A 14,604-nucleotide genomic window follows, 5' to 3' on the forward strand; every position below is an offset into this window, starting at 1 on the left:
GAATAAAAATTATGTTTTTTTGCTCCATGGGTTATTCTATCAGGTTTTCTGTGCTGAAAGCTCCCCGTTGATAACCAATAGGCCAGATAACAGCTTACTGTTTTATCGTATTTTTCGATTTTTAATTTATTCTAACGAGCTGTTTTCTAGTAGAATAGGTTGCACTTGCTACCCAGTTCATACTTTCTGTTCCCCTGCTACATCCATTACCGCTTACTTTTTCCTAATATCTTGCTTGTCTCAATAATCTCGAACAAAAGAAAACCGGGCACAAATAGCCCGGTCTATGACAGGTACTCATTCAAATACCTGCTCTTTCTGACATTTCTCCGTAATCTTCAACCCAGTTTCATTTGTTACGATCAATTCAATGATGATGTAAACAGGAGTTATCGAAAGTGCATTGATCTCATGATCTAAAACCACATCGGGCTATTTTCCATCCCTCCGGCTGCTGCACTACCTCCACAGCCACAATGCCCGCTTCCGATTCCTGGTTCGGTGAAAGGATTTCGTAAGTCAGCTTGGCATGTTTGTCGTTTAATTCGTGCCCGATTAGCTTAACGGATCTCAATCGTTCTGTAAGCACGGGACTTCCAAAATTTAATTCGTTGCCTTTATCGAAATAAATTCCTGTTTCCCGCACTCGAACATCCTTGGAAACAAGACCGTTAATAACCGAAATATTTCGCGTTTCCACCGCTGCAAAGAATTGTTGTATATCCTGATCAATCACCGCTACAATTTCTTGATTTTCCTCAAGCTTCGCTATTCTTGCTTCCAGTGAAGAAACTTTAGCCTTTAAATCCAGGTTTTCATCTAAAATGGCGATTTCCCGTTTTGTATCCTCCAGACTGTCACCTGACAATATATCGCAAGAGACCAGCGGAAGAACAGACAGGCATAAAACAAGCAATAACAAGTATCTGGACATCTCCCGCCAGCCTCCTTTTCTCCTTATCTACAATAATTAAACGAAAGGGGTGCACAAAAAGTTTCAATTTTTGGATAAAAATTGAAAATTATTCTAGTTGTTTTTATCTTTTAGAAAAATAACTTGCTAAAGTTCCTTTGAGTTTGTGATTATTGGCTGAGTTCATGATAGATTGATCGTCTGCTAACCGTGTTTGTTATGCATGCCGGTGCCAAAAATAATTTCCACCTTTTAATCACAAAGCTAAAAAATCATATATATCATGATATTTTTGTTATATTATGGGTTTATGTAGTACTTACAGCATTATGAGGTGGACAAATTGACTGTTTTCAGATCCTTTCAATTGAATCTATTAAAAAATTATCTTATCGGAACAGCAATAGCCGTTTTTGGTGTGGGAAGCCTATCCATCGTTCAAACTATTAATCTTTCTGGTTATGAAAGCATGCTTCTTCTGGCCTTGATGACCGTTTCTGCGATAATCATGGTTAGTCTTGAATATTATGTTTATAAAAGAGATGTCAACCCAATCAGGCAGGTTTATTCCATAGTAAACCGAATCCCGACTGAAAGTGAGCTAAAGGCTGCATTGGACAGGGTTCAGCGTTTCCCCGTCCTGGCTGTCAGACGGACTCTGCTTCATCATTATCTCGGTATTAGCATTCCTGCTGTTTCGATTACTTTAATATTGTTGTTCACCGGCCAATTGAGCATGCCGTACACTTATTTGCTGCTGGCAATATGCGGAGCCTTCCTGATGTCGGCTATGCATGCATTGATAGAGTTCTTTCTTACAATACAGGCTATTCAGCCGTTAATGACTGACCTATTTGGAAGACTGAATCACCCCTTCCCTCATCAAACTTTAAACAATCCTGGAACGATGGCAGGAATAAAGAAAAAGCTGCTGATCAGCTCTTTATTCCTGGCTGTGTTTCCCATTTTTCTTTTTTCTCTTATGTCGATGGCCAAGGTAAGGGAACAGAAGCTGGAGGTTCTTTTAGATTTTGCAAAATGGTCAGGACTGTTCGTAATTATCCTTGTTGTGCTTGCATGCGCAGGAGCAATATTGGTTTCGGGGAGCATCCAGCAGCCTATTGTAGAGTTGAAGGAAGGCATGCTGAGAGTCAAACAAGGCAGACTTGCTTCACTGGAAAATAAATATACGGACGAGTTCTCGGAGCTCATTTACGGTTTTAATCATATGGTGGCTGCAATTGAAAAACGTGATCAACAGAATAAAACTATGCTCGATAGCATTTACGCCTTGATGGCTGGAACCCTGGATGCAAGGGACCCTTATACCGCCGGCCATTCGATGAGGGTTGCTGATTATGCAGCCGGAATTGGCGACAAGATGGGGCTTCCTCCGAAAGAGCTGGACCTTTTAAAAAAATCAGCCATTTTACATGACATTGGAAAGATAGGTATCCGGGATAATGTACTGCTAAAAGAAGGTAAATTGACTGATGAAGAATTCAAACAAGTAAAACAGCACCCTGTGATCGGCGCGCGTATCCTTGAACAATACAATATGACAGAAGAGCTTCTATTATTAGTGCCGGGAGTGAAATATCACCATGAAAGATATGACGGCAAGGGTTATCCTGAAGGACTGGCAAGGGACAATATCCCTCTTTTCGGTAGGATCATCGCTGTCGCTGATGCCTATGATGCCATGACGTCCGACCGTACTTACCGCAAAGGCATGGACATCCAGAGAGCTATCGATATATTAAATGACGGTAAAGGAACACAATGGGATCCGTATTGCACGGACCTGTTCATTCAGTACATTTCTGAGAAAATGGAGAATGGAGAAGCTATAACTTATGCTGGCTGAAAAGCCGGAGAATGCGATTTTATTATCGCTTTTTTTAAAAGCATTTTCCCAGTACCAGTCTTCCATGATATACTGGAAAGGATATTGCTTTATGGAGGTATGCAATTAAATGATTACTGTCAATAATGTCGGCTTGCGTTATGGTGACCGCAAGCTGTTTGAAGATGTAAATATAAAATTCACACCAGGCAATTGCTATGGTTTAATAGGTGCAAACGGAGCGGGCAAGTCTACATTCTTAAAGATTCTCTCAGGCGAGATTGAAGCACAGACAGGCGACGTTCACATGGGCCCTGGCGAAAGGCTGGCTGTCCTGAAACAGAACCACTTCGAATATGAAGAACATGAAGTACTGAGCGTCGTGATCATGGGACATGAAAGGCTTTATGAGGTTATGCAGGAGAAGGATGCCATTTATATGAAGGCTGACTTCACAGATGAAGATGGAATGAAGGCTGCGGAGCTTGAGGGTGAATTTGCTGAACTTAACGGATGGGAAGCAGAATCGGAGGCTGCCATTCTGTTAAAGGGCCTTGGCATAGGTGAAGAGCTTCACAATAAAAAAATGGCAGAATTACAAGGCGGAGACAAAGTTAAGGTACTGCTTGCCCAGGCTCTATTTGGCAAGCCGGATGTCCTACTGCTGGATGAGCCTACTAACCACCTTGATATCAAGGCAATCCAGTGGCTGGAGGAGTTTTTAATAAACTTCGAAAATACAGTCATTGTTGTATCGCATGACCGTCATTTCCTTAATAAGGTTTGTACGCATATTGCTGACCTGGACTTTGGGAAAATCAAAATTTATGTCGGAAACTATGATTTCTGGTATGAGTCCAGTCAATTGGCAACTAGGTTGATGCAGGATGCGAACAAGAAGAAGGAAGAAAAAATTAAGGAGCTTCAAGGCTTCATTGCACGATTCAGTGCGAATGCTTCGAAGTCAAAACAGGCTACTTCCCGTAAGAAGCTTCTGGATAAAATCTCCCTTGATGACATCCAGCCTTCATCCAGGCGTTATCCATATGTCAATTTCACGCCTGAACGGGAAATAGGAAATGACCTTCTTCGTGTGGAAGGAATATCAAAGACAATCGATGGCGAAAAAGTACTGGACAATGTAAGCTTCATTATGAATAAAGGCGATAAGATTGCTCTTGTGGGCCGCGATGAAATTGCAAAGACCACATTATTCAAAATACTCGCAGGTGAAATGGAGCCTGACAGCGGCACATACAAATGGGGTGTAACCACCTCTCAGGCATACTTCCCTAAAGATAATGCGGAGTATTTTGACGGCAAAGAAGCCACTCTTGTTGAATGGCTGCGCCAATATTCGCCGAACGACCAAAGTGAAAGCTTCCTGCGCGGATTCCTCGGCAGAATGCTTTTCTCAGGTGAGGAAGTGTTGAAAAAGGCAAGCGTCCTTTCCGGCGGCGAAAAAGTACGCTGTATGCTTTCTAAAATGATGCTTTCCGGTTCAAACGTGCTGATGCTGGACGAACCGACAAACCACCTGGACCTTGAGTCAATAACCGCTTTAAACAATGGCTTGATAAACTTTAAAGGGTCACTGATATTCTCTTCTCACGACCACCAGTTTATTCAGACGGTTGCTAACCGGATCATCGAGATCACACCAAATGGCTTGGTCGACAAACAGCTGACATATGATGAATACCTGGAAAATGGCGAGCTGCAAAAACAGGTTGCTGAAATGTATAGCTGATTCGGCTGTTAAACGGCGCACTTCTTTCAGAAGCTGTGCCGTTTTACTATTGTAAAATGGTTCATCTTATATCTCATTTTACCTTCAAACCATATAGAAGATATCTACTTTTCAGCAGTGAAAAAGGTAATTTAGATTTCATTTTTCTATTTGGATAAGGTATCATGAAGCTAAATTGCTTGTTGTATTGGAGTTGGTGTAATGCCTCAAACGAAAATGTTCCGCCTTGGCTATGGAATCGCGCTAATCTTGTTAATCATATTGCTGGCATCGAAGGTAAACTTTATATTTACCCCCATTGCCGTAATGATTACAACCTTGTTCACTCCCATTATACTGGCTGGAGTGCTTTATTATCTGATGCGCCCGCTTGTAAATTTCCTGGCCAAATACATACCGCGGTCCCTTTCCATCATAATGATATACTTAATTGGGATCGGCTTCATTGTATCCATGATCTTTATCGCAGGTCCTCCCCTTCAAAGACAGGTAAGCAGCCTGGTAGAAAATACTCCAACTTATGCTGTAATTGTAAAGGAAGAATTGACCAAGCTCAGCACGAATGAATACGTAAGCCGCTTCCAGAACAACGAAAATTTCTCCTTGGATGACCTGTCGGGAAAACTGACGGAAAATATCAACCGGTTTGCTACTGCAATAGGAAATAACATCCTTAAATTAGTTTCTGCTGTGACAGGAGTAATCCTGCTCGCGGTTTTGATTCCGTTTATCGTTTTTTATATGCTGAAGGATGGGGAAAAATTGCCTGACCAAATATTGAAGCTTGTTCCGGGCCAGCATAAGGATGAAGGCAGAAAAGTTCTGGGTGATATGGATGAGGCATTAAGCTCCTATATTCAGGGGCAAATCCTTGTAAGCGTATTTGTAGGGGTTTTTATCCTGATCGGCTATTTGATCATTGGCCTGGATTATCCGTTAATCCTTGCGCTTGTATCCATGCTTACGAATGTCATACCCTTTGTCGGTCCTTTCATAGGTCTATTGCCAGCTGTAATAGTTGGGTTTATTGACTCTCCATTGACAGCATTATGGGTGGTAATTGTTGTCCTGATTGTTCAGCAATTGGAAAGCAACTTCATTTCCCCGCAGGTTATGGGCAAAAAGCTGGATATACATCCACTGACAATCATCCTTTTGCTTATGGTAGCTGGGAGCCTCGCCGGAGTGGCAGGACTTCTTCTGGCGGTGCCAACCTATGCAGTTTCAAAGGTAGTCGTGCTCCACACCTACCGATTTATCAATCTTAGAAAAAACGGCGACATTTTAAGGCCATGACTAGTAACCCCGGAAGTAGGACAGTCTATCTCCGGGGTTTTTTATGTCTATTGCTATGGGCTGCCGCTGCCCATTCATTGAATACGTTTGAAAACTTCTTCTTCACGAAATACTTTATGTGAAAGGGGAGTTAGCATGGACTTGGGAACGGTTCGCAAGCTGTTTGAATGGTATGACGCAGAAAGACTATTTGAACGATTAGAATATAAATTTTATGTATCCGGTTTATTTGATGATATGGATGATCCCGATGTATTGTGTTATTTCCTTGAGCAGTACTCCTTTAACGAAGAAACCTGTTTATTCGATGAATTTTCCTTTCATTTTAAAATATTTCAATATATGCATCGGAACAATGATTAATTATAAAATGTTGTGATTCCTTAAAGCTGCCCTTTATGATAAAAGTATGAATGCGGAACGCGAAATTAAGAGGGAGGGGAATGCGCGGTGTCCTTTAGAGAACGAAGAGAGCGAAGAGAGCGAAGAAAACAAAAACGGAAATTACAAGGAACTTACCGATATACGTTTGGTGAATTTATGTTCGATGTACTTTTCTTTATCCCAGAGCTGCTGTTTCTTCCTTTTAGAATACTATGGTGGTTGGGAAAAGGTGTGACAAGGCTTTTTGATTGATTGTTGCATTCTTGGCAATCATAAATTCGTGACACTTTTGCATATGGAAAGAAGCCGGGTTTTTGTCCCCGGCTTGAATCATATTCAGATAAAATACGGGTATCCGCCAAAGCCATACCCGTATCCTGGATAACCATATCCCGGATAACCATAGCCGGGATAACCATAGCCTCCATACAGCCACGGGCTAACCAGCGCACCGGCGGCAAGTCCCCCAAGCAATCCGCCAACGAAAGGACCGCCAAAGCCAAAACCGCCCCAGCCCCATGGTCGCCGGCCCCAGCCAAAGCCCCATGGCCTCCGACCCCAGCCCCAGCGCCTTGTATCATTCGGATCAATTTGATAATTTGGAATTTGTGGATTCATTCTGCTCCTCCTCAAAAAATTCTTTCTTTCATGTTTCTCTATAGAAATATGTGAGTTCAGAGCAAATTGATTAGGCTGTTATCCATAAATCATCGAATGTTTTAGGTAATTGACCATGAGCAACATTTAGAAGCAATTTTAGTATTCTATGCCAAAGTGTATCTATTAAATTCTTCATTTTGAAAACAATATAAGTTGAACTAAATATTTTCCCTTTCATTAGATGCCATCTAAATTAAGCAACCTGTTGATTTGAATGGAAGATGGGAGACTCATCGAAAATTGGCCGTTTTCTTCGTGCGTGGTCATATTCAAGGAAGCCATTCCAAAGTCCTGCGGGACACGCAGCCATAGGGAACTACTTGGCCAAACGCGCCGAGGAGGCTCCCTGACACCTCTCAGAAAACGAGCGCCTGCAACAAAAAAATCAACAGCCTTATCATGAAGGAAACCTTTAGTTCAATATATCGAAACTGCAAATTTGTTAAGTTTCAGCGGAATGCTGCGCCGGCGCCCCCTTTTTTATATTTGGCTTGAGCGTCAATAAAATGACCATGCCGATTATACTGAGGGCGCCTGCTCCCTGAAAGATCCCAAAAGGCACCCCGAGCCAAATGATCGAAGTAATAACAGATGAGAGCGGCTCTGCGCAAGAAAGCAAACTCCCTTCTTTCGGTGTAATATAGTGCAGGCTATCAATAAATAAATAAAAGGGTATCAATGTACCAAAAATAATGACAAATACAATCAGAAGATACACACTTACATTCCACTCAGACGCATCAAACTCATAAGGTTTATATACTGGAATCAGGGAAATTCCTCCAAACAGCATCCCCCAGCCCACAACAATAACAGAATTAAATTTTTGCACCAATTTATTGGAGTAAAGAGTATAAAAGGCCAAAGCGAACGCCGACAACAGACCCCATCCAACTGCTGACCAGGGTACAGCAAGGGTTTCCGGCTTCCCATTGGTTAAAAGCAGCACCGTTCCCCATAACGCTAAAATCACAGCAATTATTTCAAGCCTGTTTGGAATGCTGCGCTGCCTTAACAAATAATAAGCCAGGATAATTACAGGAGCGATGTACTGAAGGAGGGTCGCCACTGCCGCATTGCCAGTATCGATTGCTGCGAAATATGTATATTGGACCCCCATCATTCCCGCTATTCCAAAAAACACAAAATGTGATATTGATGCTGTATTCCGCCAGACCGTAAATACCTCCCGGCTTTTTCCGCCTAATGCTGCCATAATTAAAAACAGCAGCCCTGAGGCCAGCAGCCTGACCGTTACCAGCCAGCCCATTGTAACTGTACTTTTATCAAAAAGATGCTGTGCGGCCGTACCGGAAATTCCCCATAAAGCAGCAGCCGTCAGCACCATGACATATCCTTTATTTTTTGCCATTTAAATTGCCTCCACTCACCAGATGATGTAAAAGTCATCTAACCCGCCTTGTATGTCTAGAATCCTCTCAATATCCACAAATTAGTATAAACAAATATATGCAGGTTCTTTATCTCTAAAAAAAGTAGCTCAGTTGTTCTCTGAGCCATGAATCAATTGATATATTAAAAGCTAATGATTACTTCCTGGTTTTCCACGCGTTTTTTAACAGCTTCAAAAAAAGCCTGTTCGTGTTGGCTCAGGTTTTCAAAGTCAAACTTTTTATACAGAACCGAAAGCAATACAATGTCCCGAAGCCGTAAAAACAGAGGGATAGAGTCTAATGTTTGTTCGGGCAGCTCATTTTGGCTCCTATATCCTGAAACGAATTGGTTAAAGAAGCTTTCTGCAAATTCCTGGCGGCCTTGTTGCGTATGAAAGTCACGCGAAAAAAGAATATAATAGAGCGGAATTGCGATATCACTGGCAAAAAAATGATAAGAACAATCATCAAAATCAAAAAGATATATTTCCCCTTCATGTACATGAAAATTGCCAGAATGAAGGTCTGAATGGATCAAACCGTAAGTATGTTCATTTCTTGGCAGATTTGATATGTCTTTCAACACTTTATTCCTGTACTCCAGTACCTCATTGCCTATATCATGTTTGTAATTTTCAATATGGAATAATTCCTCTTCATCCCACTCGGGCCGTGGTACGGAATGATCAGGAATAGAATAATTCCGCGTTATTTTATGGAGCTTGCCGATTACAGCTCCCCATTCATAAGCATAATGAGGGTCATTCTCTATATCCCGCCAACTAATCTGTTTTCCGGGAAGCTTTTCAATGCATACTGCATAAAATTCTGTTCGATCAGATGCCCTGAGGCTTTCAATATAACTGTTATTGGAAGACGAAAAATGGCGATATACGTTGACACCTTCCTCCTTCAAAAATTTCACCCATGACACTTCTGCAAACATTTGCTCATAAGACCTGTGTGAAGAATGCGTAAAACGGAGAATAATCTGTTCCCCATCCTTCAATCCACTGTACAGATAGCTCTCAAAATCACCAATCTTTTCCAAAGCTTCGGGTGCTACGCCAAACAATGTCGCTCCCTTAGCCAGAATCTCGTTTGTAAAAACCTGTTCCACTGCCTTTTCCATAAAAGCCTCTTTCCGCCAACATAATTGGCTAACTAATGAGATTTATATTTTCATATTTTACAAAATAATCAGTTTAGTCAAGCTGTATTATGATTAAAAAAATCGGAAGCGCCCTGATTGAATGGACCTCTGCTGATTACTGCCACATGTTGAAGGTCAGCCAAGACCGCCCACAAGTGAAAAGTTAGCTAAGAACGCCACGTCGTGGGCCAACGCTGACGTTCCATCCTATGGGCCTGTCAACGCTGACGAACCGCAGGATGGGGACCTGATAACGCTGACTGACCGCACATCCTGTTAATCCTGATAATTCTGACTGACCACATATCTTGGGCCTTGAGAACTTGTACATCGTGTACGTCGAAGCTAGACATCAGTCTAGGTTAAAAAGTTATACTTGCTTATCTGATAAAAAAAAATCCTTTCTAAACGAAAGGATCTTTTTTTTTATGTTCGGAACTTATCCCCATAAGTTCGTACTGAAAGGAACTCTATAAAGTTAACCCCTTTGTTAACGGTTTCATTATATTACAAAACTTAAACATTTACAATTTAATTTTTTAAAATATACAATATTTAACTCCTAAGCTTATTGTCCAAAACAGTAATTCGCAGCATTGTTAAATATTTGAAAACCATCTTGTGTTAACCATCTTTTTAGATTATCATCTAATTAGATAATAATCTAAAGGAATGGATGAACTTATGCAATTAGATAAACTTGTTTCGTTTCATAAAACAATGGGTGACCCGACTAGAATTCGAATCCTGTCCCTGCTGGCCTCCGGCCCGAAACACGGCCAGGCTTTAGCCGGCATCTTAAGCCTGACACCGCCAACCATTTCTCACCATCTTGCAAAACTGAAGGAAAGTAACCTGGTCTATGACAGGCGCGATAAAAACACGATTTATTACCATTTGAACCTGAAAGTGGTGGAGCACTTTTCACAAGCATTACCAAATATGCTAATAGGACAGGAGGAAGATAAAATGACAGACGCCTTGGAGCTGGAATACCAAAAAATTCTCCAAAATTTCCTTACTAAGGATGGCAGGCTAAAAACCATCCCAGCGCAAAGAAGGAAAAAAATGATTGTGTTATATCACCTGGCGAACCGTTTGGATGCAGGCAGGAAGTATCCGGAAAAAGAACTCAATGAATATATAAAAAAATTCCACGAGGACTATGCGACAATTCGCAGGGAGTTTATTATTATGGGGATTATGTATCGCGATAAAGGGATTTATGAACTCAACCCTAAAGAAATGTGGGAAAAGATCTAAATCAAAATACAAGGGTGCAAGCCAAAAGTGCTTGTACCCTTTGTTCTGTGTAAACGGATGAGTCGGTCTCACATGCATTTCGTTTTTGTGGAACTAGGATATAAACCCAGAATGAACTCGGCTGTCCTTCTCCGTCTCGGCTCTCATGCTTTCCCATTCCTCCCGTATCATTCCCATCCTGATGGAATCATAATAGACACCATTGTAATAGCGGCATTTTCTCATTCGGCCTTCCATAATCATGCCAACTTTCTTTGAAGCAGCAATCATTCTTTCGTTTCCGGACCAGGTTGTCAATCCTACTCTTTCAACATCCAAATTATTAAATAAATAGTCTATGTATAAAGTAAGTGCTTCTGTGCCAAACCCGCCATTCCAATACTCCGGATTATAAATGGTGATTCCAATCTCAAGCCAACGGGAGCCTTTATGTTCCCAATAAAAACCTATCGTACCAATAAGTTCACCTTTTGCCTCGATTACAAGCTGAGAATATAAATTCTCCCTTTCGTTCAAAGCCTCGCGTTCATTTTGGGAGATTATATATTCTTCAAGTGTCAAAGGCTCTAAACGAAAATAAGGCGCATCCCATTTTTTCCACTCAGGGTCTTTTTCCCCATAGGCAAGCTGCCAAACCTTTATCCAATCATCTTTCACTGGATTTCTTAGCACAAGCTTGCTGCCGTGCAAAGTAACATTTCCCCGCATATTCAGCCTCCACTAGAACATGAATCGAACTTCAATTATTTTACTATCTTTCTGCTTCCTGAATGTATTCTAATGTTATTATGCAAAAATGAGGGACAGCGCTGCAATCCCTATCCCTCGATAATCTTTACAAAGAAATGCCGGTTTCTGGGCCCGTCAAACTCGCAGAAATATATGCCTTGCCATGTACCAAGCACAAGGTTGCCGTTTTCGATAATCACATGCTGTGAAGCACCCACTGTACTCGCTTTCATATGTGCTGCAGTATTGCCTTCATCATGCAGGTCAAGTGTGTGGTTCCAGGGGTAGATTTCATCAAAGCGGCGCAGCATGTCGCGCTTTACATCAGGGTCAGCATTTTCGTTGATGGTAATCCCAGCAGTTGTATGGGGACAATACACCAGCGCAAGCCCATTGACGATTCCGGTTTCATTCACAAATTTCTGAACCTCTGAAGTTATGTCAACCATTTTGTCTCTTTGATCTGTTTTGAGATTCAGTCGTCTAATCATGTATTTATCTCCCTTCTTAAAATCTGTACAAAGCTCCATAAATCTCTTCGGATTCCTTATTGTCTCCAAGAACAACCAAGTATGGCCTCTCACCCTTAAGCTTCAGCATGTTGCTTACATAACCCTCACTGATTGGCTGTCTAAAAACAAGCTCCGTGGAGCGAAGGCTAATGGAACAGCAGCGGCAGTTATTGTGGATGTATATTTCACCAGCCGGCTTGCCCAGAAGGACTTCCCATTCCTTTATCGTGCTTTCGATATCATTTACCCCAAAATGGACAGCCGCAATCTTTCTGCGTGACTGCCCTGCAGTCAAAATTCCTGACCCTTTCAGGTCCTTAAGCCTTTCTTCATCCCGTTGGCCCCATTGGATAAAGAATGGATATGGCAAGCCCGATTCCTTCTTGATAAAAAGCATTTTCCATTGTAGTACTTTTCCGTCTTCCCTTATTCTTTGTGCATCCAGGATCTCTCCTGTCTCAAAGCCTTCCTTGGCGAGTTGCCTTTTTAGGGCGGATATGTCAGCTGTCCTGAGGCAAATCTGGCCAAGGCCCTCTTGATCCTTTAACAGAAGCTGAATAAGAGGATTATCGGAGGCCCTTGCGATTGCGGTATCTTCAACGGACAGAAACTCTATATAGCTAAGGCCCGCATACATTAAACTATTATATGTTCCCCATTTTTCATGCCTTCCTCCGTGTACTGCATGCCAGCCCCTGTCTTCCATTTCTTTTATTGCAAATGAAGGGTCATTTTTGACAAAATGGACTACGTGGTCGAGTGAAATCCTCAAACAATCACTTCCTTTTTGTATTTCGGTGCCATTTGGTGATACAGCATTGTATAAAAAAATCCAGTCTGCCTTGACATACTGACCGGGATGGCTTATTGCCTTATTCTCTTTTTGAACCACCATTGTTTGCCTGGCAAATACGTTGAAATTCTTCTCTTTAAGATGTTCGATTTCTTCATTAGTCAGTTCCCCCGGTCCTTATCGCACCTCCTGATAATTTCTGGCCAGTTTCACAAAAGCACCTATCCCTTTTTGAACTAAATATTTTCACTTTATAATAACATAATATTCTGAATCGAGTATCCGAAGGATATGAGACTTTAAAATTGGTTTTACAAGTTGGGCGATAGTAGCTATCAAATAATGTTGTGTTTTAATATACAGGGCAGACCCTGCATACAGAAAGGTCTCTTTTTCAAGCTGTCGGAAATCGGAAAATGCTGCCAAGTACTTTCATATATAAATAGTTCAGTATTTACGTGACAGCCATAAAGAATATAAAGTCATATAGTCATATTTACCTATCTCTTAGACTGGAATTCACAGGAAGCAGTTGTCTTTTGAGATTCTACTAAAAATGGTTCATAAACAGGAGCCCTTATCTATGATTCTAAAAACAGAAAAAAGCCCCCTGCCAATCGGCAAGGGGTTTCGTCTTCACTTAATCATTAATCAGCCTTCTAATAACAGCTGTTCCGGATCCTCTAACAATTGTTTCACTGTGACAAGGAATCCAACCGCTTCTTTTCCGTCGACTATGCGGTGGTCATAAGACAATGCAAGGTACATCATCGGTCGGTTTTCCATTCTTTCGTTGTCAATTGCTACAGGCCTTACCTGAATTTTATGCATTCCTAAAATTCCAACCTGAGGAGCGTTTAAGATTGGAGTGGATAATAGAGACCCGAACGTTCCGCCGTTTGTAATGGTAAAGGTTCCACCCTGAAGGTCAGATAATGCCAATTTATTATTTCTTGCTTTAACTGCAAGATCACCAATGGTACGCTCGATGTCAGCAAATCCTTTACGGTCAGCGTCTCTGACAACAGGAACTACAAGCCCTTCGTCTGTAGAAACAGCGACACCGATGTCATAGTAGTTTTTCTTGATAATTTCATTCCCTAGAATTTCTGCATTCAATAGCGGATATTTCTTTAATGCTCCAATGACTGCCTTTGTGAAGAAGGACATGAATCCAAGCTTGACATCATTCTGTTTAAAGAAAGCATCCTTGCGGCGATTACGCAGTTCCATAATTGCTGTCATATCAACCTCATTGAAAGTTGTCAGCATGGCTGCTGTCTGCTGTACTTCTACAAGGCGCTTCGCAATCGTTTGGCGGCGGCGGGACATTTTAATTACTTCCACACGGTCATCTGCTTGAGCCTGTGGTGCAGCGGCTGGCGAAGGTTTTACAGCAGGAGTTGACTGGACTGGGGCCTTTCCTGCAGCTTCAACATCCTGTACTCTCACTCTGCCAAGAGGATCTCTTACCGGAACGTCGTTAAGATCGATGCCTTTTTCACGTGCAAGCTTTCTGGCAGCTGGCGAGGCAATGGTACGCTGAGATGATTCCTGCTGAACCGGTGTGGCTGCCTGAATTGGAGCAGTGTCCTTTGGCTGCTCAGCCTTAGGTGCTTCTGTTTGCGCTTCTGCCTTTGGTGCTTCGGGAGCTTGAGACTGTCCGCCTGCAGAGCCTCCCTCTTCCACAACTGCGATGGCCTGGCCTACCTGAACAGTATCCCCTTCTTCAGCGAGCAGGTCCTTAATTGTCCCTGTATAGTCAGAAATAATTTCAACATTTACTTTATCTGTTTCAAGTTCGACAATGTAGTCTCCCTTTTCTACAAAATCGCCTGGCTGCTTCAACCATTGTGCGACCGTTCCTTCTGAGATAGATTCTGCTAATTCTGGTACCTTTACTTCAGCCAT

13 protein-coding genes are annotated in these 14,604 nt (G+C 41.9%); 5 read left to right on the top strand and 8 right to left on the bottom strand.

Annotated features, from left to right (window positions below):
• Positions 1-409 precede the first annotated feature (409 nt).
• Positions 410-934 carry a hypothetical protein gene (locus V1500_RS17195; RefSeq protein ID WP_409301107.1) on the bottom strand — a complete coding sequence of 175 codons (525 nt, stop codon included), beginning with the start codon at positions 932-934 and terminating at the stop codon, positions 410-412.
• Positions 935-1,256: 322 nt separating this feature from the next.
• On the opposite strand from V1500_RS17195, the gene V1500_RS17200 reads away from it, so the two are divergent.
• The 4 genes from V1500_RS17200 to V1500_RS17215 all read left to right on the top strand — a co-directional run bounded on the left by V1500_RS17200 (position 1,257) and on the right by V1500_RS17215 (position 6,168).
• A complete protein-coding gene (locus V1500_RS17200; RefSeq protein WP_409301109.1) occupies positions 1,257-2,780 on the top strand; it encodes an HD-GYP domain-containing protein in 1,524 nt (507 codons plus the stop codon).
• 109 nt (positions 2,781-2,889) lie between these two features.
• Entirely contained in the window at positions 2,890-4,509 is a 1,620-nt protein-coding gene (locus tag V1500_RS17205) for an ABC-F family ATP-binding cassette domain-containing protein (RefSeq protein ID WP_409301111.1), read from the top strand.
• A 201-nt stretch (positions 4,510-4,710) separates the two neighbouring features.
• Complete coding sequence (locus tag V1500_RS17210; RefSeq protein WP_409301113.1) at positions 4,711-5,805, top strand: AI-2E family transporter; 1,095 nt, start codon at positions 4,711-4,713, stop codon at positions 5,803-5,805.
• Positions 5,806-5,940: 135 nt separating this feature from the next.
• Positions 5,941-6,168, top strand: a complete 228-nt coding sequence (locus tag V1500_RS17215) for a hypothetical protein (RefSeq protein ID WP_409301115.1) — start codon at positions 5,941-5,943, stop codon at positions 6,166-6,168.
• Positions 6,169-6,525: 357 nt separating this feature from the next.
• On the opposite strand, the gene V1500_RS17220 is transcribed toward V1500_RS17215, so the two are convergent.
• From V1500_RS17220 to V1500_RS17230, 3 genes are all read right to left on the bottom strand, one after another.
• The gene (locus V1500_RS17220; protein WP_409301117.1) at positions 6,526-6,807 is read right to left on the bottom strand and encodes a hypothetical protein; all 282 of its coding nucleotides are present in this window, start codon (positions 6,805-6,807) and stop codon (positions 6,526-6,528) included.
• 484 nt (positions 6,808-7,291) lie between these two features.
• On the bottom strand, positions 7,292-8,221 hold the full coding sequence (locus tag V1500_RS17225; RefSeq protein WP_409301119.1) for a DMT family transporter: 930 nt from the start codon (positions 8,219-8,221) through the stop codon (positions 7,292-7,294).
• Positions 8,222-8,385: 164 nt separating this feature from the next.
• Positions 8,386-9,375 (bottom strand): phosphotransferase enzyme family protein, encoded by a 990-nt coding sequence (locus tag V1500_RS17230; protein ID WP_409301121.1) that lies wholly within the window; start codon positions 9,373-9,375, stop codon positions 8,386-8,388.
• A 705-nt stretch (positions 9,376-10,080) separates the two neighbouring features.
• On the opposite strand from V1500_RS17230, the gene V1500_RS17235 reads away from it, so the two are divergent.
• Positions 10,081-10,659: a metalloregulator ArsR/SmtB family transcription factor gene (locus V1500_RS17235; RefSeq protein WP_409301123.1), complete on the top strand. Its 579-nt coding sequence runs from the start codon at positions 10,081-10,083 to the stop codon at positions 10,657-10,659.
• 93 nt (positions 10,660-10,752) lie between these two features.
• Here the strand turns inward: V1500_RS17235 and V1500_RS17240 are convergent, their stop codons facing one another.
• The 4 genes from V1500_RS17240 to odhB form a co-directional block, all read right to left on the bottom strand.
• Entirely contained in the window at positions 10,753-11,367 is a 615-nt protein-coding gene (locus V1500_RS17240; protein ID WP_409301125.1) for a GNAT family N-acetyltransferase, read from the bottom strand.
• A gap of 110 nt (positions 11,368-11,477) precedes the next feature.
• The gene (locus tag V1500_RS17245; RefSeq protein WP_409301127.1) at positions 11,478-11,879 is read right to left on the bottom strand and encodes a secondary thiamine-phosphate synthase enzyme YjbQ; all 402 of its coding nucleotides are present in this window, start codon (positions 11,877-11,879) and stop codon (positions 11,478-11,480) included.
• A gap of 16 nt (positions 11,880-11,895) precedes the next feature.
• Positions 11,896-12,795: a VOC family protein gene (locus V1500_RS17250; protein ID WP_409301129.1), complete on the bottom strand. Its 900-nt coding sequence runs from the start codon at positions 12,793-12,795 to the stop codon at positions 11,896-11,898.
• 549 nt (positions 12,796-13,344) lie between these two features.
• Positions 13,345-14,604 (bottom strand): 2-oxoglutarate dehydrogenase complex dihydrolipoyllysine-residue succinyltransferase, encoded by a 1,260-nt coding sequence (gene odhB / locus V1500_RS17255; RefSeq protein ID WP_409301131.1) that lies wholly within the window; start codon positions 14,602-14,604, stop codon positions 13,345-13,347.

Origin of the sequence: Peribacillus sedimenti, from assembly GCF_046237635.1 — a bacterium.
Classification (GTDB): domain Bacteria; phylum Bacillota; class Bacilli; order Bacillales; family DSM-1321; genus Peribacillus; species Peribacillus sedimenti.

Bases quoted from the DNA above. Each gene is read 5' to 3' on its own strand.
- V1500_RS17205 (WP_409301111.1), top strand. From the start codon at position 2,890: ATGATTACTGTCAATAATGTCGGCTTGCGTTATGGTGACCGCAAGCTG.
- V1500_RS17245 (WP_409301127.1), bottom strand. From the start codon at position 11,879: ATGATTAGACGACTGAATCTCAAAACAGATCAAAGAGACAAAATGGTT.
- V1500_RS17240 (WP_409301125.1), bottom strand. From the start codon at position 11,367: ATGCGGGGAAATGTTACTTTGCACGGCAGCAAGCTTGTGCTAAGAAAT.
- odhB (WP_409301131.1), bottom strand. From the start codon at position 14,604: ATGGCTGAAGTAAAGGTACCAGAATTAGCAGAATCTATCTCAGAAGGA.
- V1500_RS17225 (WP_409301119.1), bottom strand. From the start codon at position 8,221: ATGGCAAAAAATAAAGGATATGTCATGGTGCTGACGGCTGCTGCTTTA.
- V1500_RS17250 (WP_409301129.1), bottom strand. From the start codon at position 12,795: ATGGTGGTTCAAAAAGAGAATAAGGCAATAAGCCATCCCGGTCAGTAT.
- V1500_RS17230 (WP_409301121.1), bottom strand. From the start codon at position 9,375: ATGGAAAAGGCAGTGGAACAGGTTTTTACAAACGAGATTCTGGCTAAG.
- V1500_RS17210 (WP_409301113.1), top strand. From the start codon at position 4,711: ATGCCTCAAACGAAAATGTTCCGCCTTGGCTATGGAATCGCGCTAATC.
- V1500_RS17195 (WP_409301107.1), bottom strand. From the start codon at position 934: ATGTCCAGATACTTGTTATTGCTTGTTTTATGCCTGTCTGTTCTTCCG.
- V1500_RS17220 (WP_409301117.1), bottom strand. From the start codon at position 6,807: ATGAATCCACAAATTCCAAATTATCAAATTGATCCGAATGATACAAGG.
- V1500_RS17215 (WP_409301115.1), top strand. From the start codon at position 5,941: ATGGACTTGGGAACGGTTCGCAAGCTGTTTGAATGGTATGACGCAGAA.
- V1500_RS17235 (WP_409301123.1), top strand. From the start codon at position 10,081: ATGCAATTAGATAAACTTGTTTCGTTTCATAAAACAATGGGTGACCCG.